Raw genomic sequence first — 20,075 nt, 5'->3', positions numbered from 1 at the left:
ATCCAGATGAGAATAATAATACCCAAGATATTAATAATATGATTATTCGGATGTTACTGCTAAATAATGCTGTAAATAAAGAAATAATCATTAGAGTAATTCCTAATATTCCCATTAAATTAATACTTATATTTTTAACTTTATATTTAGGTGTGAATACATTAATGATGTTAGTAGTTAATGTAATGCTTACTAAAGTTATAAATATAAACAATAATGTTTGAAAGATATTATTATCTGCTAATCCCACAAATATAAAGGCTGGAATGCCAATCAGTGTGATAATTGGCATTATAATATTAGCAAAGGATGTAAAAATTTTAATTTTATAGATATATTGTTTCCTCCAATTTTCATTTTATATTGATTTTATCATGCTTATTTTTATTTAGAAATTAAATATGAGATAATAATATATTAGTTATGTTATTGAAAGGGTGTTTTATATTCAAGCTAAAATGAACGCACTAAGAATTATATGTGAAATCTGGGATGTTTTATATGGATTAGTGATGGCATTGTTTCTTCCAGTAAGTTATTTTGTATTATTTGCTTTTATGGATGCCCCAATTCCAATGTCAGTCATATTAATTAGAAATTTAGTTTTTCTAGTTGGATTAATAGGTTTTTTAATTCACTATCTATTATTTAAGCAAGGTAAAAATAATGGTTATCGATTAAAGGGTGCATATTGGGAAATGATTGTTAACATTATTCCTGGTATTTATGGAATATTATTAATGATTAGTATCGATACATATATTCCAATAATTCTTATGGGAATTCTAGTGTTACCCATCGTTACCTCATTCTTTTCTTTCTGGAATTTATCTTCTGTATCTAAGTTAAGAAAATTTTAAAAAGCATTGTTCTTTGGACAATGCTTTTTGTCTGCTACAATATTTTTAGGAGATGAATTACATATGCATAGTGGAGAATTAGCTGAATGGGTTGCCGCTATAGCTGAATCTCTATCAGTTATTGTGGCACTTCTTTTACCATATTATAATAGTCATAAAGAAAAGAAATTAAAACGTCGTAATGTTAAAATTGTTATTAAGAAAATGACTGAAAGAGCCATTCGAGGTGATAAGGATGGCGTTGAACATTTACGTGCAATGTTAACGAATGTCTTGTTTAACAATTTGGATTCTCGATTAGAAGATATTATTGATTCTGGTCAACAAATTTATGAAATCTTAAAAGATCATCGTGAATTATCCAAGGAAGATATTCAACAACTTCATGATTTATTAGATCAAATTGATAATAAGTAATTAACAAAGTGCTGATATTTAATCGGCACTTTTTTAGCATAAGGTTACGAAAGGAAAATCTATGATGACCAAGCAAAATATTTTACCTACCCAAATTGAAGTTCGGGGAGGCAATGTGCATAATTTAAAAAATATAAATGTTGATATTCCATTGAATCAATTTGTTGCCATTTCTGGACCATCTGGTTCAGGGAAAAGTTCGCTTGCAATGGGGATATTATATGCAGAAGGTTCCAGAAGATATTTAGAAGCATTATCTACATATACTAGACGTCGGATTGGACAAACTGCACATACTAACGTTCGTGAAGTCCGTCATATTCCATCAGCAATTGCTTTAAAGCAACGTCCCAATGTTCCTTCTGAACGCTCAACAGTTGGTTCAATGAGTGAAATTTTTAATATTATTCGTTTGATTTTTTCACGCCTAGGGTCACCAGTATGTCCGAATGGACATCGAGTTGCACCTAGTTTAAAAATTGCTCAAGCAATGGATTTACCTAATGATGGTAAAAGTGGGATGGGTTTGATTAAATGTCCTACTTGTGGAATTGAATTTAGTGCTAAATCCGCTGAAGATTTTGCATTCAATGCTGGAGGTGCTTGTCCTAAATGTGATGGAACGGGGAAAGTTAGTGCGTTAGATCCAGATACTATCATTGAGGATGAAAATGAATCGATTGATGAAGGTGCGATTGCACCTTGGCATTTACCAGGGCGTAATTTTATGTCATCAATTGCTCAATCCTTAGGGGTACGTACTAATGTTCCATATAAAGATTTAACTGCTAAAGAAAAGCAAATTGTTTTACATGGTGAAAAGAAACAATATCCAGTTGATTTTCATACGTCTACTGGACGAGTATTTCATTCAGATAATGCTTTGTATGAAAATGCTTATGCATCAGTATATGATTCAATGAAAAATGCTAAAAGTTCACGTGCGGTGAACCGCATTAGTAAATTTTTCCACTTTTCAACCTGTCCAGTTTGCCACGGATCACGTTTGAATCCAGATTTATTAAATCAACTAGTTGCTGGTAAAAACATTGCTGAAGTTTCTGATTTAACATTAGGAGAATTAGCAGCTTTTGAAAAATCAACTAAGCAGTCATTACCAGATAATATGCAACATATGGCTGATATCTTGTTTGAAAGTTTAGACGATAATTTAAATCCTTTATTAGAACTAGGCTTAGATTATTTAACGTTATCGAGAAGTGGTAACACCTTATCAACTGGTGAATTACAAAGAATTCAATTGGCTAAAACTTTGCGAACAGAAACAACGGGAGTTTTGTATGTATTAGATGAGCCTTCGGTAGGCTTGCATCCCGATAATATTAAAGGTTTGATTCATATTTTTCATGCTTTAATTGCTCAAGGTAATTCATTAGTAGTAGTTGACCATGAAGTGAATATTATTAGTGCTGCTGATTGGGTCATTGAAATTGGACCTGGTTCTGGTGATGAAGGTGGCAATGTGATTGCGCAAGGAACACCTAAACAATTAACTCATAATCAACAATCATTAATTGGCCCCTTCATTGATGGTAAAGCTGATATTATGCATGCCAAAGTTCCAGCTAATGCTGATTGTGCAGATACTAATATTCGAATCAATGATTATTATAATTTGCATAATGTGCAAGCCACTATTCCTAGTGGTCAAATCACTGCAGTAACTGGGTTTTCAGGTGCTGGTAAGACCAGTTTAATCTTGAATAGTTTAGTTCCAGCTATTCATGAATATCAGCGTGGAAAATTACCTAAACAGGTAGCTAATTTAACAACAGGGATCCAACATATTATAAGTGTGGATGCTAAGCCAGTTGGTAAAAATGAACGTTCCACTTTAGCTACTTACACTACGATCATGGATCACTTAAGACATATGTTTGCTAAACTACCAGCTGCTAAAGATAAACATTATGGCATTGGAGCATTTTCCTATAACAACAAGCAGGGAGCTTGTCCTACTTGTGGCGGTCTAGGCAATATTCATTTGGATGTGCAATATTTGCCAGATATTGAGGAAGTTTGTCCTACTTGTCATGGCAATCGTTTTAATCCTACTATCCAGGAAATTAAATGGCATGATTATAGTATTGTTGATTTATTAAAATTATCAGTGAAAGATGCGTTACCAATTTTCAAAAATGTCCCATCGATTGAAAGCCAATTGAAAATTCTTGATGAAATTGGTTTGAATTATTTACATCTAGGAGAAAGTACACCTAGTTTATCTGGGGGCGAAGCGCAACGTTTAAAATTAGTTAAACATTTAAGCAATAATCAAAGTGCGACGATGTTCGTTTTTGATGAACCATCAGTAGGCTTACATCCAACTGATGTGCAAACCTTAATTGGTGTGGTTAATCAATTAAAACAAAAAGGTGCAACCATTATTCTGATTACGCATGATTTAGATTTAATGACCAATGCTGATTATATGATCGATTTAGGACCTAAAGGTGGTAACTTTGGTGGTAAAATTATGGCTTCAGGCAAACCCAATGCATTAATTAAAAATCCTGATAGCCTAACATTACAATATTTAGCTAAGCATTTTAAAAAGTTTAATCTATAAAAAAAGCATCCCTAAATTTATGAAAATTAGGGATGTCTTTTTATTTGTTTTCATAATATTCAATTTTTCGATTATTAATTGCTTGGCACTGACGATTATTATTACCAAACTGTTTAACAAACCAATCAACTTGGTTTTGACTAACTGTCATTGGACTATTAGTAATAACAATCCACTCAACATTTTCAGTTAATGGTGGGGTAGTTAATGATCCTGCATAATGAAAACCATTAGCTAAGTTTGGAATCCATTCTGTTAGATTAATTGAGACATCAGTTTCTTCATTAGGGACAAAGTTATTAATAATTTCTTGAAGTGATGCATCAGCATTACCAATTTGTACCAATAATGCAACAACCACAGTTTGACCAATCGCATTTTGATGTACTAAATGAATTTCAAAAGGAGCTGCTTCACCATTAACGGTGTGTTCAGCAGGGGTATGAAAATGAATTTGTTTAAAGTTAAATTCACGGTTGAATACAGTAGCATTACCCATTCCAGTTAATCTAATTGTGGTCCCATCATCAATTTCATTATTTAGTTGATAGAATTCATCTACACTGATTGGTAAGAATTCTTTATATTGATTTTGTTCATCAATTGATAAATCAATTGGTGATTGCATTTTGCCAAAACCATTCGGAAAATTTCCTTGATTATTATAATTTAACATTCTATGTCTTCTTTCTATAATTATGAAATTTAGCAGTCTCTCTAATTAATATGTTAATATAACATACATATAAAATAAACTGGAGGAACGTGACTTTGAAATTTACTTGGGCAAATAATGATAAAATTGAATATGGAATCAAGCAATTTTTAGTAAAAAAAGGTGTTAGTCATCGTATGTATAATGACTTAAAACATGATGGTGATATCTTATTAAATCATGATCATACTAAATTTGATGCTCAAGTAAAACCAGGGGATGAATTAACGGTCATTTTTCCTGATGAACAAAGTGATGACGAGGTTGCCTTTAGTGAACAACCAATTGACATTATTTATGAAGATGATAATTGGTTAGTGGTGAACAAACCAGCAGGATTAACTAGTGTTCCGGGGCCTTCAAATCGAGAAGATACATTAGTCAATCGTATTAAAGGCTATTTAAGAAAAAAAGGTAGTCATGATTTAAAGCCCCATTTAATCACGCGTTTAGATCGTTTTACTTCCGGATTAGTTTTAGTTGCTAAAAATCGATTAGCCAATAGTTTGGCGAACCAACAAGTAGCTAAACATCAAATTGAAAAATACTATTATGCAATTGTTGATGGTAAATTAGCGAAATCACATGCAATCATTGATCAACCAATTGGCAGAGTAGGCGATAATTTTCGTCGGGAAGTAATTGCTGATGGTAAAAATTCAGTGACTGAATATTGGGTTGAAACCAGTAGTTCTAATAACACCATGGTAAAAATTAAACTACATACTGGTAGAACGCATCAAATTAGAGTACACATGACTGCATTGGGGCATCCACTATTAGGTGATCAATTATATAATGGACCTTTAGATAGAGGGATCAAACGCCAAGCACTACATGCTTATTATTTAAAATTCCATGATGATTTATCCAATGTCGACCGTGAATTTAAATTAGATTTACCAGCCGATATGCAAGCAATTTTATAGTGGAGGATGGAAAAATGAATAAAGATTCACAAGAACAAGTAAAATGTTTAGCTGATGGGAAAACATATCTAAGAGATGAAGGGGTAATTTTAAAAGAGTTAGCCCAACCCATTTCGAATGCAATTAAGCAAGATTATCCTAAAGCTAAAATGAGTAGTTTCATTTGTGCTAATCACTTATTAGAATATCGTATGAATCGTGTGGATTCATTAATCAATTCAGATTTAAGACAAAGCCAAAAAATTAATCGTAAATTAACTAAAGCGTTAAAAGATGATAATTATGAAATCACCGATGTGAACGTATCGCTTAGTCAAAGCACTACTTTTGGTCAAAAAGTATCAGATGCAGTGGCCAAATTTGGTGGTAGTTGGACTTTTATTTTCATTTTTATAGCAATTCTGTTAACATGGATGCTTATAAATGGTTTAGCTATTTTTGGGATTCATTTTGATCCTTATCCATATATACTATTGAATCTATTTTTAAGTTGTTTTTCAGCGATTCAAGCGCCAATCATTATGATGAGTCAAAATCGTTCAGCCCAACGTGATCGTTTAGATGCCGAAAATGATTTCCACGTTAATTTAAAATCAGAACATGAATTACGTATTTTGCATGCGAAGTTAGATCATTTAACTCAAAATCAAATGCCCCATGATTTAGAAATTGAAAAATTACAACTACAAATTTTAGGGGAAGTACGGTCTGAACTAACTAACTTAAGAAATGAAAATATAAAATTAAAAGCACAATTAAAGCAACAAAAACAAAATTAGAGGTGAAAGATAATGGAAGACAATATCAAAATGGGAACTCCAGCTTTTAGTAAAATGATGTTTGTATTAAATACTCCTGTGACTGAAGCTAATCACAAGTACTATCGTTTCATGAATGAAGAAATGCAACAAATTGCAGAAGATATTTGGGCAATGCCTGCTTACATGAAGGAAAACGATGACTTTTCAATGTTCTTTATTATTACTAAGATTGAATCAGGTGAAACGGTAATTGCTTTTGCGGAAGGTCATTTACAAGAAAATGATTTTTCATTGGGTCAACCCATGTCATCAGGTAAAGGATTAAATAAGTTAAATGAACATGACACAAAGCGTGCTAGTTCAGTGCTTCATTTTATCAATCAAATTTCTAAAGCAGCTGAAGGTAACTGGCGCATGCTTGAAGATTAATGAATTAACATTCCATTTTAATGGGATGTTTTTTTATTTATAAAAAAGTATAAAATCCTTTGCATTTATTTAAAATGGTGATATTATCTTTAAATCGAGTTTTAAATAATTAAATTGATAAAGGGGGGCTTGATCATGTTAATGAGAAGAGCACACATCGAAGATTTTGCAGCAATCAAACAAATTGTTTTCGAAGGAAAGGAACTATTGGCTAAACAGGGTGTTAATCAATGGCAAGATGGTTATCCTAATGCTGATTCATTAATGAATGATATTCTTAACCAATGGACTGTTGTACTAGAAGAAGACGGAGAAATTTTAGGTACTGCTGCCGTCATTCCCGGTAAAGATAACAGTTATGAACATTTAGATGGTAAATGGTTATCAAATGGCCCCTACGTATCAATTCATCGGGTGGCTGTTTCAAGTCATCACCATGGTCGTGGCTTATCACAAAAATTATTTGAAGCCATTTATGACGTCGTAAAAAATGTAAATGGCATTAATAGTATTCGCGTGGACACTAATCCTGGTAATTTAGGGATGCAACATGTCATTAAAAAAGCTGGCTTTGTAGAAACAGGTAAGGTAGTTCCAATTTCTGCAACTGCCAACACCGAAATTAGAAATTTTGCTTACGAACGTTTAATTAAACAACCATTATTAGTTTAAAATACCAAAAGGTCGCTTTCTTTTAGAAAAGCGACCTTTTTTTGTTATATGTATTTATTGTATAATTAATGTATAGATAGGAGGGAATTTAAATGCATTCACATGATGAAGAACAAAACCAGATGACTGGTAGTCGCTTTTTATTTGTGACCGTTTTAAATTCATTAATTACGTTAGTTGAATTTCTAGGTGGAATTTTATCAGGTAGTTTGTCATTACTATCAGATGCCTTTCATAATTTAGGGGATTCAGCTTCAGTGGTAGGTAGTTATTATGCCCATCGTATTAGTGAACGTCCACAAAATAAATTTAATACTTTCGGTTATAAGCGTGCGCAAATTATTTCAGCATTTTTAAATTCAATTTTCTTGTTAATGATTTCGGCGGTATTAATTTTTGAAGCAATTCCAAAACTGTTTAAACCAGAACAAATTAATGGAAATTTGATGTTAATTGTTGCTGTGGTTTCAACAGTTGCTAATTTGATTTCAACTATTATGTTGAATCATGGTTCGAAAAATAATTTGAATGTTAGAGCTACATATCTACACTTGTTAAGTGATACTTTAGCCTCAATTGGTATTATTGTTGGTGGAATTTTAATTAGACTATTTGGTTGGAATATTATTGATCCTTTAGTAACCATTATTGTGGCACTATACATTATCTCTGAAACATTCCCAATTATCAGCAAGACCATTAAGATTTTGATGCAAGGGGCTCCACATATTGATTGCTATGCAATTCAAAAGGATTTATTAAATATTGATGGAGTAACCGGTGTGCACCATGTTCATATTTGGTCGGTTGATGAAAATAGCATTATGTTTTCTGCTCATATTAATATGCAAGACATGATGATTAGTGACGCTGAAAAAATATATGATCCAATCACTAAATTACTACATGATAAATACAATGTTGAACATGTCACTTTACAAGCCGAAGTTGAACGTGGCAAAAAAGAAGACTTGTTTTATGATAGTGGTACTGATATTAAATAAATTAATAAAAAAGCTCAGCCTCAAATTGAGGTTGAGCTTTTTATTTTATAATCCGGCTGGTACTTTATCGTATTTTGCTTGGTACCAATCTTCCCAAGGCATTTCAGAAGTACCATTAGCTAAAAAGTTAATATCTAAATCTTTTAATAGTTCACGGTAATTTTTACTGCAATATTTAACAGTATCTGCTGCAGCATGTTCAATTGATTCAAAACGATTGCGATATACTTCGCGGTCGATATCCCATAAGAAGGAATTATCAATATCTTGACTAATTAGTTCCATGTTGCGATCTCGATACATTTTGACAAAGAATTTACTGAAACCTTTGACACTATTTTCTTGAGATTGTTCGCTGAGTTGATCGAACTTGAATAACTTTTCACTCATATTTCCATCTCCAGTTTCTTATTACTTATGTAACCTACAACTCAATTATATATTTTTTATTAAAAAAAGTTAAATAAAAATGGTAAAATTGTATTAAATGCTGTAGTATTAAATATTAAAACCCAATGCATTTAGATTTTAATTTAGGAGACGCTGATAAGAATGACCCCAAAAAAAGAGGACTATTTAAAAATTATATTTGAACTAGGTGGAACTAAGGATAAAGTTTCCAATAAAAGAATTGCAATCAGTTTAGATATAGCTGCAGCCTCTGTAACTGAAATGGTAAATAAATTGCTTGAAGAAGGTTTGGTTTACCATGAACCTTATTCCGGTGTCTACTTAACAGAAAAAGGGATTAAGTTAGCTGAAGTTTTAGTTAGAAAACACCGTATTTGGGAAAGCTTTTTAGTTAATGAATTAAATTATCCACTTCCTGATTTAGATAAAGAAGCTGAAGTATTAGAACATGTTACAAGTGATCGTTTATTAAAAGCAATGTATGATAAGCTTGGTCATCCTACTCATTGTCCACATGGTGGAGTAATTCCTAGTATGGATGGTCACTATAAAGAAGACAGCCATTTGTTACTAAATGATGCTAAAGATGGTGATACGGTAATCGTTGATCGTTTTATCGATAATCATGATTTATTAACTTATTTAGGTGATATTCAACTTGATATTGGTGATAAGTTAAAAGTCATTAAGCATTCACCATTTGAAGGCCCAGTTACTGTACAAAATTTAACTGATAAACAAGAAAATGTAATTAGTTATAAAGCATCACATTATATTTTTATTAAGAATTCGAACGAATAAAACGAGGATAAGTGGATAACACTTAAAACTCGTTTTTTATTTATCTGAAAATAATCCATGTTATAATTTGAAATAATATTATTGTTACACAAATGTAGGTGAATTTTTTGAATGAAAAAAGGAAAAGCAAATTAGTGGTGGAAACCTGTTTATTAGCAGGTAAAATCATGATTGAAAATGGTTCTGAAATGGTTAGAGTAAACGATACAATCGATCGCATTTGTCATAATGCTGGCTTTTCTGATAGCCGTTCTTATGTGACTTTAACAGGAATTATAATGACAGTTAGCCCTAATATGGGTTCACAAGTTATTTCAATTGATAAACGTAGTTTCGATTTAGAAAAAGTTTCAGTAGTGAATGATTATTCTAGGCAGTTTCAGGCTGGCTGGATTACTTTAGGGCAGTTTTATCATTCTTTAAAACATATTGATAAACACGTAACTAGATATCCATTTTGGATTGAACTACTAGGGGCTGCAGTTGTCAGTGGCACCCTGGAAATTGTTTTTAGACATAACGCCTTTGACTTTTGGGCAGCTGCTTTTATTGGAGTTTTAGGTTGGCTCGTCTATAATGTTATCGACAAATATACTTCTATTAAGTTTTTGAATGAATTTATATCTGCATTAACCATTGGTTTTGCTTCTATAATTATGATTAGGATGCACTTAGCCAATAGTGCCGATGATTTAATTACAGGTGGATTAATGCCATTGGTTCCTGGAGTTCCTATTACCAACGCGGTTCGGGATGTTTTATCTGGAAATTTAATTTCAGGACCTTCTCGTGGAGTTGAAGCCATTATGAGTGCTTGTGCTTTAGGATTTGGTGTGGCGATGGCAATTAAAATCATGGGATGAGGTGTTTATTTGGGACTATTTATTAATATTGTTTGTGTTTATCTAGCAACAATTGGTTTTGGATTATTAGTTAATGTACCTAAGCGAGCACTTAACGTGAGTGGAATTGTAAGTGTTTCTGGTTGGCTTGTTTATTTCTACATTAATACATATATAAGTGGATATATTTTTGCCAATTTATTTGGAACTTTTACAGTCGGAATTTTAAGTATTTTCGCTTCACGTTATAAAAAAATGCCGGTTATTATTTTTAACATTCCAGCGTTAGTACCACTTGTTCCTGGAGGCCAGGCATATCAAGTTATGAAATCTTTAGCAACTGGTAACTTTATTTTAGCTAAGTCCAATTTAATCCAAGTTGTATTTATTGCAGGAGCAATTGCTTCTGGTTTCTTATTTTCTGAATTCTTAAACCAACTATATATTCGCTTTCGTGTTAATATGGCAAACAAAAAGAGCAGTGAAAAATAATTTTCATTGCTCTTTTTTATTATTGTCCTAAGAAGAAACTAAAGATTAAGACTAATAGTACAAACGTTGTGATATAAACGTATAACATATCATGTTCTTTATAAAATGAATATATTGAAACGATTACTCGTAAAACAGGGGTCAGAATTAAGCAAAATATTCCTAACATCATAATGGCATATGGCTTTAATTGGACAATGCCATGAAAAATTTCTTTAAATGATGAAGGATGATAATTACCAGCATATCCAGAATTACCAGTAATAAGGAACATTAGCAGGCCAATTATCATAATTGCAGCTGATATGATAACCCCAATTCTTAGGATTTTACCAATTACTAATTCAATTTCATTCATTTCTGCTTTAGTGGTTTGCTTAGAATTGTTCATTTGTTAACCTCCTAGAAACCTTTAATAACCATGCTAATACCAATATACAATAGTATTGGTACGAAACAGATTCGAATCCATCTTGCTGGTAAAATTTGCATGATTCTTGATCCGATTGTTGCACCAACTAAAATTCCTAATGCTAATGGTACTGCAATGTATGGCAAGATTGATCCATTAAAGAAATAAACAGTAGCAGATGCAGCTGCTGTAACTCCCATCATTAAATTACTAGTAGCACTGGAAGGCTTTAATGGCATTTTCATAAATGTATCCATGGCAATAACTTTAAATGCCCCGGAACCAATCCCTAATAATCCAGAAGCTAATCCGGCACCAAACATTACTGATAAACCACCAGGGATGTTTTCAACTTTATAGTCAATTTGTTTATGCTCAGCTTTATCATAATAGCTACCGTTTAAGCGCATTTTTTGAGCAATCCTATCATTTTTATTGCTAAGATTAGATTTATTTTTATTCATTAATTTGCGCGCCATGTTAAATGATGAAAATAATAATAGCAATCCAAATAATATGTAAAGATATTTTGGTTCTAAAATCCCGGTTAATAATGCTCCAGAAACGGCTCCGATAGTAGTAGCAATTTCTAAAAACATTGCTACTCGAAGATTTAAGACCTCATCTTTTAAATATGCAATTGTTGATCCAGAACTGGTAGCAATTACCACGATGACACTAGCTCCAATGGCATATTTGATGTCTAGATGACAAGCTAAAGTCAAAATAGGGGTGACAATAATTCCGCCACCTAATCCTAAGATAGCACCAGCAATTCCAGCAAATAGGCCAATGACTATCATAAGTATTACTGTTCCAATCATGATTTTGCCTCCTAAAATATTTAATTGTTTTTATTATAACAATGATTGAATTATATACCTTTGAAAGTGATTTTTATAATTTTTCTTAAAATATGAATTCATATATATTAGCTATGTTATACTAAATTTAAAACTTTTTTAGGGGGATTAAGGTTTCATGATAATTGATAAGGATAATAAAAGAATATTCAAAATCACTTTGGGATTAATATTATCATTATTTGTTTCTATTTCAGTGATTATGAATTCTGGTTATTTAAAATTTATTGATTCAATTATTATCGGATCAATTCAGAAGTCACAAGGTGGATTTAAAGAACAATTGATGCACCTATCGACTACATTAGCTAGTCCTAAAATGGATATTGTGTGGATATTAATTATTGCATTTTTCCTTTGGGGATTTAGAAATAAAATTGTTGCGCTATGGTCAATATTCACTATTATTGGTGGTGATGTTGTTGCCTTTATTGTTAAAAATATCGTTAGAAGACCACGTCCATCATTACATAGTGCAGCCGATACTGGATTTAGTTTCCCTAGTGGACATGTTTTTGGAATCTTTATTGTGATCAGTATTATATGGATTGTATTGGTGCCAATGATTAAGAGTTGGAAGAAGCAATTATTTATACAAATTATAACTTTTATTTTCTTATTGTTAGTGATGGCATCACGTATTTATTTGAACGCTCATTATCCTACTGATACTTTAGGAGCTGCCTTTGTTGCTTATACATGGGTACAAATTTCTGAAACATTTTATGTTAGATATGCTCAGCGCCTAAAAGAGCATTGGCGTCCAGTTCGTCGTTCATATTTATAAATTAAAAAGCTGATATCATTTTGATATCAGCTTTTTTTATAGAATTTGTTTTAACCAATCATTTGATAAATTAAACCATTTAGCAACGTGTGGATTATTGGAAGCTTCATTCCAAGCAGTAACTGAATTAGCTAATGCCATTCCATGAGGCCCATGATGAAAAATGTGTAATTCATTATCTATATTATATTGGTTTAAGCTCATTGAATATTTTAAAGAGTTATTAACTGGCACAAATGGATCATCTGCGGTATGCCAAATAAATGTAGGAGCATTAGTATCAGTTACATGTTCTTCAGCAGCTAGTTCTTTTTGATCACTAACCCAGTTATCAATAGTTTCTTTGTCACCTGGAAAACCAAGTGTTAAATCGGTCACCGGATAATTTAGAATAACTGCATTTGGTTTTAATATTTTGGCATCTGATACATCTACTTTATCCATTAACCACTTACTATCATAAAAGTCATTGTATAGACTGGTAATGTGACCACCAATTGAAAATCCAGAAATAACAATTTTATTAGGGTCAATGTTCCATTTTCTAGCATTTTTACGAATCATTTTAATAGCATTTGCTAATTCTACTAGTGGGTTAGGTAGTAATGGGCTTGCTTCTTGTTCAAAGGTATATCGAACAAAGAAACTTTGATATCCCTTAGCTGAATAATTTAAGGCAATACTTTCCGCTTGGACCATTGGAATGTGATTATAAGAACCTCCAGGAAGAATGATAATAGCGGGATGTTTGAAATTATTAGTTTCAACATCTGCAGGTCTAAGGTATCCTTGAATAAAAGCGTTTGAATTTTTACGAATTGATTCTTTTATTATTTTCATATTTACACCTCAAATATATAATATCTGTGATTATTTTAACGCAAGAATGGTGGTAATGTCTGTTGAAGAATATAAATATTAACTTAGGTGAAATTAAATTAGATACCTTAAATCCTAATGATTTTAAAGATTATTGGGAAATGATTGCTAATGATCAAGTAGCCAAAAAGACTGGTTTTGAACCAGTTAAAGATGAAAGTAAAGCTAAAATGATTTTCCAATCAGAAAATGAAGATCATGTTACTTTTGTGATTCGATTAGTAGATTCTGGTAAAGTTATTGGCTTAATTAATCTATTTCCCGAAATTGGTGAAAATTTTGAACCAGTTTATGACAATCTGGAATTAGGTTATTTCATGAATAATAACTATCAAAAAAGAGGTTATATGACAAAGGCTTTGTCAGCAGTTCTTGAAAATTTTGACGAAGCTTCTTTAATTGAAGCAACTGTTAATCAAAATAACGAGCCTTCAATGAAAGTGTTAAATAAACTAGGCTTTCATCAAATTGATAAATATGATGGTTATAAGACATTCGAATTAAAATTATCATAGTTATTGTTTAATTAACTTATATGTTATATAATTACTTAGTAAATCTAAGAAGAGGCGCAAATGACATTAATAACCAATCTTTGTCAATAAAGTGATGTATATAGATTGGTGAAAGGGGATTTTGCCGAAACTAATAGCTGCTTTATCAACTATTAGTTGGGGCTCAGTTGAATAAGCTGAGGACTGTCGTAGTTTTTCTACGGAGTGCTTTCTAGGATCAATAATTAAAATTTGATTGATTACGGATCTCTTCTTATATATAGGGGAGATCCTTTTTAGTTATTTTTCTGATGGCACCTCTTAGAATCATAAGAGAGGATGACATATTATGAGTGAAAAATCACAGGATAAAGGGGTAAAGAGACGACTTAAGACAAGACATGTTTCGATGATTGCCTTAGGAGGTTCAATTGGAACTGGATTATTTGTTGCTTCAGGTTCAGTTATTAGTCAAGCTGGACCAGGTGGAGCATTAGTTGCTTACTTCTTAATGGGACTAATGGTTTACTTTTTAATGACTAGTTTGGGGGAAATGGCTACTAACACACCTGTTTCTGGTTCATTTTCTGTGTATGCAGCTAAATATGTAGATCCTGCTTTAGGATTTGCGATGGGATGGAATTATTGGTTTAATTGGGCAATTACCGTGGCAGTTGATATTAGTACGGCTGCCTTGGTAATGAAGTTCTGGTTACCTAATATGCCAAGTTGGATATTTAGTGCGATTACTTTAGCACTAATATTATTAATCAATGCTTTATCAGTTAAAGCTTTTGGTGAAACTGAGTTTTGGATGTCATTGATTAAAGTTATTACTATCTTCGTCTTTTTAGGTGTAGGAATTTTAACTATTTTTGGTATTATGGGTGGCCATACCATTGGATTATCTAACTTCCACTATAAACAAGCACCATTTGTTGGTGGCATTCCAATGATTTTAGCAGTCTTTGTGGTTGCTGGGTTCTCATTTCAAGGAACGGAATTAGTTGGGATTACAGCAGGTGAAGCTGATAATCCTAGTAAGGCAGTTCCTCGTGCAATTAAAGATGTTTTTTGGCGCATTATTTTATTTTATATTTTAGCTATTTTTGTAATTGGTGCCATTATTCCATACACTAGTCCTGATCTATTAGGATCAAGTGCTAGTGACGTTGCAATTAGTCCATTTACAATTGTTTTCAAACGTGCAGGGCTAGCAGCAGCGGCTTCAATTATGAATGCGGTCATCTTAACTTCAGTAATTTCATCAGCTAATTCAGGGATGTATGCTTCCACTAGAATGCTATATTCCATGTCACATGAAGGGTATGCACCTAAGATTATGGGACGTACCAACAAGCGTGGAATTCCTTATCTTGCTTTGGGTGCAACTACTTTAGTTTCATTGGCTACATTTATTAGTAGTATTGCTGGACCACAAATTTATGTTTGGTTAGTAGCTGCTTCTGGTTTAACTGGATTCATTGCTTGGGTTGGAATTGCACTTTCACACTTTAGATTTAGACGTGCATTTATCAAACAAGGTCATAGTTTAGATGAACTAAAATACCATGCAACATGGTTCCCAACCGGTCCAATTATTACTTTAATTATTTGTATTTTAGTTATTTGTGGTCAAGATATTTCTTCATTTGTAAACTTTAATTGGCAACAAATTGGAATTACTTATATTTCAGTACCATTAGTATTTATTTTATATTTTGCATATAAATTCAAAAATCATACTAAGATTATCCCATTAGATAAAGTAGATGTTTCACCTACTGATTTAAGAGATAAAGAATAAAATTAAAGGATGCCTCTTATTTTGAATAGGGCATCTTTTTTACTGGTTTAAAATATTTAATGTAACTTTTTTAATTATGTATTAAAATATAAATATTATTGATTTATTTAAGGAGAATTACATGCTGGTACTAGCAGGAACTATTGGAGCAGGAAAGACTTCATTAACTAGATTATTGTCTGAACATTTGGATTCGACTGGCTATTATGAATCGGTTGATGATAATGAAATTTTGCCATTATTTTATAAAGATCCTAAACGTTATGCCTTTTTATTACAAATTTATTTTTTGAATACTAGATTTGAAAACCTTGAACAAGCACAAAGTGAAAAGTTAAGCGTGATGGATCGTTCAATCTATGAAGATTCATTGATGTTTAGATTGAATGCAGATATGAATCGTGCTACTGAAACTGAAGCTGATATTTATGATTCTTTATTGGAAAATATGATGGAAGAAATTCCCAATTCATCACTACAAAAGAACCCAGACTTATTAATTCATATTAATATTTCATTTGATACAATGTTAAAACGAATTAAAAAGCGTGGACGTAGTTTTGAACAAGTGGATAATGATCCAGGGTTATATGATTATTATCAGGATTTAAATGATCGTTATAATAATTTCTATAAAAATTATGACCAATCGCCAAAAATTCAAATTGATGGCGATAAATATGATTTTATTGAAAATGAGAATGATCGTAAAAAAGTTTTACAGCAGATTGATAATAAGTTAAAAGAATTGAATTTAAAATAGTTGATTATCTAAAATAGATGTAATATTATTATTTATAGATGTAAACGCGATGTATGTTTATTAGTAGACATCAAGAGATGTGATGGTTGGTGAAAATCACAAGTCGAAATTTCCGGCATACGAAAAGCGGGTAGGTAATGCTACACGGTAAGTGACCGTTATCACGATACGAGTGTTTAGTTATGACTAAGAACTTGGGTGGTACCGCGAAAAGAAGGCCTTCGTCCCAATTGGATGAGGCCTTCTTTTTTATTATCTATTACTAGGAGGTATTACTTATGTTAGACATGAAAATGATTAGACAAAATCCTGATTTTATTAAGGATAAATTAGCAACTAGAGGGATTAAAGCTGAAACTATTGATGAATTAATTGGATATGATGAAAAACGCCGTGAATTAATTCTTAAGAGTGAAACTTTAAAGGCTAATAAGAACAAAGCATCTAAGAAAATTGCCGAAGCAAAACGTAATAAAGAAGATGCAACAGATGCTATTAATGAAATGAAGCAAGTCGGTGCTGATATTAAACAATTAGATGCCGATCTAGAAAAAACTGAAAAAGATCAACATGATTTAGCTGCGCATTTACCAAATATTCCAGCAGATGGGGTTCCTGAAAGCTTAACTGAAGAAGGTGCCGTAGAATTACGTAAGATTGGTAAACCACGTAATTTTAAATTTGAACCAAAACATCATTGGGATATTGGCGAAAAGCTAGGAATTTTAAACTTTGATGCTAGTGCTAAAGTTGCTGGTAGTCGTTTTGTATATTACATGGGGGCAGGTGCTAAACTAGAACGTGCCGTATATAACTTTTATTTAGATCAAAACGATAAAGCAGGTTATACTGAAGTTTTACCACCATACATGGTAAATTCAGCTTCAATGTATGGAACAGGTCAATTTCCTAAATTCTTAGAAAATAAGGCCGGTTTTGAGATTGCTGATAGTGATTTAACTATGATTCCAACTGCTGAAGTTCCACTGGTTAATTATTATCGTGATGATGTTATTCCAACTGAAAAATTACCAGTTAAATTTACTGCTTTAACACCTGCATTTAGATCAGAAGCAGGTAGTGCTGGTCGTGATACTCGTGGTTTGATTCGTTTACACCAATTTAACAAGGTTGAAATGGTACAATTTACTAAGCCTGAAGATTCATGGGATGCATTAGAAAGTATTACTGAACATGCGGAATCACTACTTAAATTGTTGAAGATTCCATACCATGTTATTACTTTAACTACTAGTGATATGAGTTTTACTGCTGCAATGACTCATGATCTTGAAGTTTGGATGCCTGCTCAAGGTCGTTATCGTGAAATTTCAAGTTGTTCAAATACCACTGATTTCCAAGCTAGAAGAGCACATATCCAATACCGTGATGAAAATGGTAAATTACAATATGTTCATACATTAAATGGTTCTGGACTTGCAGTTGGAAGAACAGTTGCAGCCATTTTAGAAAATTATCAAAATGAAGATGGTACTGTTGATATTCCAGAAGTATTACAACCATATATGCATGGAATGAAGAAAATTAGTAAAGAAAACTAGTTTAATAATATTTAAAGAGCAATCATTGATTGCTCTTTTTTTATAAAATTTAAAATTAAGGGTAGACAATTCATCGTATGTTAGATATAATATTTTTTGTTGAGTTTTTTTGAAATAAACGATTTAATTAATTATTAAAAAAGTTGTTGACTTTATAAAAAACAAATGATACTATTAAATAGTTGTCTTGTTGAGATAACTTATCGGAATGACCTCATGGAGGATTAGCTCAGTTGGGAGAGCATCTGCCTTACAAGCAGGAGGTCACAGGTTCGAGCCCTGTATCCTCCATTGAGCCGTTAGCTCAGCCGGTAGAGCATCTGACTTTTAATCAGAGGGTCGCAGTTCGAACCTGCCACGGCTCATTACAATTAAAAAAGCAACTTGCGGGCGTGGCGGAATTGGCAGACGCGCTAGATTTAGGTTCTAGTTTCTATATGGAAGTGGGGGTTCGAATCCCTTCGCCCGCATTATGCATAGCATATGTTGCCGACTTAGCTCAGTTGGCTAGAGCGCTTCACTAGTAATGAAGAGGTCGGGTGTTCGAATCATCTAGTCGGCATATGCGGAAGTAGTTCAGTGGTAGAACATCACCTTGCATGGTGGGGGTCGCGAGTTCGAATCTCGTCTTCCGCTTTTTATATTGTAATATGCCTGCCGGGGTGGCGGAATTGGCAGACGCACAGGACTTAAAATCCTGCGGTTAGTAATAACCGTACCGGTTCGATCCCGGTCCTCGGCATTTAACTGAATATATTTTATTTTGCACCCATAGCGCAACTGGATAGAGTGTCTGACTACGAATCAGAAGGTTGTAGGTTCGAGTCCTACTGGGTGCATTTTTTATTTCCTCGGGAAGTAGCTCAGCTTGGTAGAGCACCTGGTTTGGGACCAGGGGGTCGCAGGTTCGAATCCTGTCTTCCCGATAATAATTTTATTTTGAGAAAATGATTTGACTATTAATTACTTTTGTAAGAAAGTAATGGCGTAGGAAAGTTGTTTTCTCATTTTTTGTCTATAAATAATTCAAAATACTTTTATTTTGTAGAATAACTCCGTATAATAAAAGTCAATATTAGTCAAAGATGGGACGGTTATTTATATGCAAGGTAAAAATCTGTCTGATGTTATTGAAGCGTATTTAAAGAAAATATTGGCTAATGATGAAAAAGTTGAAATTAGTCGATCTGATATTGCCAACCTTTTTGATGTAGTTCCATCTCAAATTAACTATGTTATAAAAACCAGATTTACCATTCAAAATGGTTACACTGTTGAAAGTAAACGTGGCGGTGGTGGATATATAAGAATTGAAAAGGTTAAGTTGCTTGATAATTTAGATATTTTGGATACACTGATTAATGCAATTGGTGATTCAATATCTCAACGTGAAGGTAAGGCAGTGATTGGAACATTGTTAGCAAATGAATTAGTTACTGTTAATGAAGCTGACTTGTTATCAGCTGCAAGTGATAAGCAAACTTTATCCATTGGCAATAAAGAATTAGAAAACGAAATTAGAGCTAAGATTATGGTCTCAATATTGAATCATTTGAGATACAAAAGCTAGAAAGTGGGGCTACTT

22 protein-coding genes, 8 tRNA genes and 1 riboswitch are annotated in these 20,075 nt (G+C 32.5%); of the genes, 25 read left to right on the top strand and 5 right to left on the bottom strand.

Annotated elements, in window-relative coordinates:
- The first annotated feature begins 437 nt into the window (after positions 1 to 437).
- The 3 genes from C7N41_RS00575 to C7N41_RS00565 all read left to right on the top strand — a co-directional run bounded on the left by C7N41_RS00575 (position 438) and on the right by C7N41_RS00565 (position 3,867).
- The gene (locus tag C7N41_RS00575; protein ID WP_105963805.1) at positions 438 to 860 is read left to right on the top strand and encodes a hypothetical protein; all 423 of its coding nucleotides are present in this window, start codon (positions 438 to 440) and stop codon (positions 858 to 860) included.
- 27 nt (positions 861 to 887) lie between these two features.
- Entirely contained in the window at positions 888 to 1,277 is a 390-nt protein-coding gene (locus C7N41_RS00570) for a hypothetical protein (protein ID WP_140936083.1), read from the top strand.
- A 61-nt stretch (positions 1,278 to 1,338) separates the two neighbouring features.
- Complete coding sequence (locus tag C7N41_RS00565) at positions 1,339 to 3,867, top strand: ATP-binding cassette domain-containing protein (RefSeq protein ID WP_404799004.1); 2,529 nt, start codon at positions 1,339 to 1,341, stop codon at positions 3,865 to 3,867.
- Between the two features lie 40 nt (positions 3,868 to 3,907).
- Here C7N41_RS00565 and C7N41_RS00560 read toward each other — a convergent pair whose 3' ends face one another.
- Entirely contained in the window at positions 3,908 to 4,543 is a 636-nt protein-coding gene (locus tag C7N41_RS00560) for a carbonic anhydrase family protein (RefSeq protein ID WP_105963802.1), read from the bottom strand.
- Positions 4,544 to 4,632: 89 nt separating this feature from the next.
- Between C7N41_RS00560 and C7N41_RS00555 the strand changes: the two genes are divergently transcribed.
- From C7N41_RS00555 to C7N41_RS00535, 5 genes are all read left to right on the top strand, one after another.
- On the top strand, positions 4,633 to 5,511 hold the full coding sequence (locus C7N41_RS00555) for an RluA family pseudouridine synthase (protein WP_318530550.1): 879 nt from the start codon (positions 4,633 to 4,635) through the stop codon (positions 5,509 to 5,511).
- A gap of 14 nt (positions 5,512 to 5,525) precedes the next feature.
- Positions 5,526 to 6,290, top strand: a complete 765-nt coding sequence (locus C7N41_RS00550; protein ID WP_105963801.1) for a DUF1003 domain-containing protein — start codon at positions 5,526 to 5,528, stop codon at positions 6,288 to 6,290.
- A 12-nt stretch (positions 6,291 to 6,302) separates the two neighbouring features.
- Positions 6,303 to 6,701: a hypothetical protein gene (locus C7N41_RS00545; RefSeq protein WP_105963800.1), complete on the top strand. Its 399-nt coding sequence runs from the start codon at positions 6,303 to 6,305 to the stop codon at positions 6,699 to 6,701.
- Positions 6,702 to 6,836: 135 nt separating this feature from the next.
- A complete protein-coding gene (locus tag C7N41_RS00540; protein ID WP_105963799.1) occupies positions 6,837 to 7,373 on the top strand; it encodes a GNAT family N-acetyltransferase in 537 nt (178 codons plus the stop codon).
- A 92-nt stretch (positions 7,374 to 7,465) separates the two neighbouring features.
- Positions 7,466 to 8,377: a cation diffusion facilitator family transporter gene (locus C7N41_RS00535; RefSeq protein ID WP_105963798.1), complete on the top strand. Its 912-nt coding sequence runs from the start codon at positions 7,466 to 7,468 to the stop codon at positions 8,375 to 8,377.
- Positions 8,378 to 8,422: 45 nt separating this feature from the next.
- On the opposite strand, the gene C7N41_RS00530 is transcribed toward C7N41_RS00535, so the two are convergent.
- Complete coding sequence (locus C7N41_RS00530; RefSeq protein ID WP_105963797.1) at positions 8,423 to 8,767, bottom strand: hypothetical protein; 345 nt, start codon at positions 8,765 to 8,767, stop codon at positions 8,423 to 8,425.
- Positions 8,768 to 8,929: 162 nt separating this feature from the next.
- On the opposite strand from C7N41_RS00530, the gene C7N41_RS00525 reads away from it, so the two are divergent.
- The 3 genes from C7N41_RS00525 (at position 8,930) to C7N41_RS00515 (ending at position 10,923) form a co-directional block, all read left to right on the top strand.
- Entirely contained in the window at positions 8,930 to 9,589 is a 660-nt protein-coding gene (locus C7N41_RS00525; protein WP_105963796.1) for a metal-dependent transcriptional regulator, read from the top strand.
- Between the two features lie 98 nt (positions 9,590 to 9,687).
- A complete protein-coding gene (locus C7N41_RS00520) occupies positions 9,688 to 10,452 on the top strand; it encodes a threonine/serine exporter family protein (RefSeq protein ID WP_318530549.1) in 765 nt (254 codons plus the stop codon).
- Positions 10,453 to 10,461: 9 nt separating this feature from the next.
- Positions 10,462 to 10,923 carry a threonine/serine exporter family protein gene (locus C7N41_RS00515; protein WP_105963794.1) on the top strand — a complete coding sequence of 154 codons (462 nt, stop codon included), beginning with the start codon at positions 10,462 to 10,464 and terminating at the stop codon, positions 10,921 to 10,923.
- Positions 10,924 to 10,942: 19 nt separating this feature from the next.
- Here the strand turns inward: C7N41_RS00515 and C7N41_RS00510 are convergent, their stop codons facing one another.
- A complete protein-coding gene (locus C7N41_RS00510) occupies positions 10,943 to 11,314 on the bottom strand; it encodes a DUF1634 domain-containing protein (protein ID WP_105963793.1) in 372 nt (123 codons plus the stop codon).
- A gap of 11 nt (positions 11,315 to 11,325) precedes the next feature.
- Complete coding sequence (locus C7N41_RS00505; RefSeq protein WP_105963792.1) at positions 11,326 to 12,159, bottom strand: sulfite exporter TauE/SafE family protein; 834 nt, start codon at positions 12,157 to 12,159, stop codon at positions 11,326 to 11,328.
- A 157-nt stretch (positions 12,160 to 12,316) separates the two neighbouring features.
- Between C7N41_RS00505 and C7N41_RS00500 the strand changes: the two genes are divergently transcribed.
- Positions 12,317 to 12,985, top strand: coding sequence for a phosphatase PAP2 family protein (locus C7N41_RS00500; RefSeq protein WP_105963791.1), 669 nt, complete (start codon positions 12,317 to 12,319; stop codon positions 12,983 to 12,985).
- 36 nt (positions 12,986 to 13,021) lie between these two features.
- On the opposite strand, the gene C7N41_RS00495 is transcribed toward C7N41_RS00500, so the two are convergent.
- A complete protein-coding gene (locus C7N41_RS00495) occupies positions 13,022 to 13,825 on the bottom strand; it encodes an alpha/beta hydrolase (RefSeq protein ID WP_105963790.1) in 804 nt (267 codons plus the stop codon).
- 62 nt (positions 13,826 to 13,887) lie between these two features.
- Here C7N41_RS00495 and C7N41_RS00490 point away from each other — a divergent pair, with 62 nt between their 5' ends.
- The 13 genes from C7N41_RS00490 (at position 13,888) to C7N41_RS00430 (ending at position 20,060) form a co-directional block, all read left to right on the top strand.
- The gene (locus C7N41_RS00490) at positions 13,888 to 14,379 is read left to right on the top strand and encodes a GNAT family N-acetyltransferase (RefSeq protein WP_105963789.1); all 492 of its coding nucleotides are present in this window, start codon (positions 13,888 to 13,890) and stop codon (positions 14,377 to 14,379) included.
- Positions 14,380 to 14,420: 41 nt separating this feature from the next.
- A riboswitch (Lysine riboswitch) is annotated at positions 14,421 to 14,597 on the top strand.
- A gap of 110 nt (positions 14,598 to 14,707) precedes the next feature.
- Complete coding sequence (locus C7N41_RS00485) at positions 14,708 to 16,165, top strand: amino acid permease (protein ID WP_105963788.1); 1,458 nt, start codon at positions 14,708 to 14,710, stop codon at positions 16,163 to 16,165.
- Positions 16,166 to 16,286: 121 nt separating this feature from the next.
- Complete coding sequence (locus C7N41_RS00480; RefSeq protein ID WP_105963787.1) at positions 16,287 to 16,928, top strand: deoxynucleoside kinase; 642 nt, start codon at positions 16,287 to 16,289, stop codon at positions 16,926 to 16,928.
- A gap of 278 nt (positions 16,929 to 17,206) precedes the next feature.
- Positions 17,207 to 18,490, top strand: coding sequence for a serine--tRNA ligase (gene serS, locus C7N41_RS00475; RefSeq protein WP_105963786.1), 1,284 nt, complete (start codon positions 17,207 to 17,209; stop codon positions 18,488 to 18,490).
- 218 nt (positions 18,491 to 18,708) lie between these two features.
- Positions 18,709 to 18,781: transfer RNA gene (locus tag C7N41_RS00470), tRNA-Val, on the top strand.
- Between the two features lie 2 nt (positions 18,782 to 18,783).
- Positions 18,784 to 18,855, top strand: a tRNA-Lys gene (locus C7N41_RS00465).
- 21 nt (positions 18,856 to 18,876) lie between these two features.
- A tRNA-Leu gene (locus C7N41_RS00460) sits at positions 18,877 to 18,960 on the top strand.
- Between the two features lie 18 nt (positions 18,961 to 18,978).
- Positions 18,979 to 19,052: transfer RNA gene (locus tag C7N41_RS00455), tRNA-Thr, on the top strand.
- Between the two features lie 3 nt (positions 19,053 to 19,055).
- A tRNA-OTHER gene (locus C7N41_RS00450) sits at positions 19,056 to 19,126 on the top strand.
- A gap of 20 nt (positions 19,127 to 19,146) precedes the next feature.
- Positions 19,147 to 19,232, top strand: a tRNA-Leu gene (locus C7N41_RS00445).
- A gap of 23 nt (positions 19,233 to 19,255) precedes the next feature.
- A tRNA-Arg gene (locus tag C7N41_RS00440) sits at positions 19,256 to 19,329 on the top strand.
- A 13-nt stretch (positions 19,330 to 19,342) separates the two neighbouring features.
- Positions 19,343 to 19,416: transfer RNA gene (locus C7N41_RS00435), tRNA-Pro, on the top strand.
- Positions 19,417 to 19,592: 176 nt separating this feature from the next.
- Positions 19,593 to 20,060: a CtsR family transcriptional regulator gene (locus tag C7N41_RS00430; RefSeq protein ID WP_105963785.1), complete on the top strand. Its 468-nt coding sequence runs from the start codon at positions 19,593 to 19,595 to the stop codon at positions 20,058 to 20,060.
- The last annotated feature ends 15 nt before the right edge of the window (positions 20,061 to 20,075 follow it).

This window comes from Apilactobacillus micheneri (genome assembly GCF_002993975.1).
Taxonomy (GTDB): Bacteria; Bacillota; Bacilli; order Lactobacillales; family Lactobacillaceae; genus Apilactobacillus; species Apilactobacillus micheneri.
Note: the sequence above shows the minus strand (reverse complement) of the source record. Positions and strands in the feature narration are given on the sequence as shown.

Bases quoted from the DNA above. Each gene is read 5' to 3' on its own strand.
- C7N41_RS00565 (WP_404799004.1), top strand. From the start codon at position 1,339: ATGATGACCAAGCAAAATATTTTACCTACCCAAATTGAAGTTCGGGGA.
- C7N41_RS00560 (WP_105963802.1), bottom strand. From the start codon at position 4,543: ATGTTAAATTATAATAATCAAGGAAATTTTCCGAATGGTTTTGGCAAA.
- C7N41_RS00550 (WP_105963801.1), top strand. From the start codon at position 5,526: ATGAATAAAGATTCACAAGAACAAGTAAAATGTTTAGCTGATGGGAAA.
- C7N41_RS00545 (WP_105963800.1), top strand. From the start codon at position 6,303: ATGGAAGACAATATCAAAATGGGAACTCCAGCTTTTAGTAAAATGATG.
- C7N41_RS00540 (WP_105963799.1), top strand. From the start codon at position 6,837: ATGTTAATGAGAAGAGCACACATCGAAGATTTTGCAGCAATCAAACAA.
- C7N41_RS00535 (WP_105963798.1), top strand. From the start codon at position 7,466: ATGCATTCACATGATGAAGAACAAAACCAGATGACTGGTAGTCGCTTT.
- C7N41_RS00530 (WP_105963797.1), bottom strand. From the start codon at position 8,767: ATGAGTGAAAAGTTATTCAAGTTCGATCAACTCAGCGAACAATCTCAA.
- C7N41_RS00525 (WP_105963796.1), top strand. From the start codon at position 8,930: ATGACCCCAAAAAAAGAGGACTATTTAAAAATTATATTTGAACTAGGT.
- C7N41_RS00510 (WP_105963793.1), bottom strand. From the start codon at position 11,314: ATGAACAATTCTAAGCAAACCACTAAAGCAGAAATGAATGAAATTGAA.
- C7N41_RS00505 (WP_105963792.1), bottom strand. From the start codon at position 12,159: ATGATTGGAACAGTAATACTTATGATAGTCATTGGCCTATTTGCTGGA.
- C7N41_RS00500 (WP_105963791.1), top strand. From the start codon at position 12,317: ATGATAATTGATAAGGATAATAAAAGAATATTCAAAATCACTTTGGGA.
- C7N41_RS00495 (WP_105963790.1), bottom strand. From the start codon at position 13,825: ATGAAAATAATAAAAGAATCAATTCGTAAAAATTCAAACGCTTTTATT.
- C7N41_RS00485 (WP_105963788.1), top strand. From the start codon at position 14,708: ATGAGTGAAAAATCACAGGATAAAGGGGTAAAGAGACGACTTAAGACA.
- C7N41_RS00480 (WP_105963787.1), top strand. From the start codon at position 16,287: ATGCTGGTACTAGCAGGAACTATTGGAGCAGGAAAGACTTCATTAACT.
- serS (WP_105963786.1), top strand. From the start codon at position 17,207: ATGTTAGACATGAAAATGATTAGACAAAATCCTGATTTTATTAAGGAT.
- C7N41_RS00430 (WP_105963785.1), top strand. From the start codon at position 19,593: ATGCAAGGTAAAAATCTGTCTGATGTTATTGAAGCGTATTTAAAGAAA.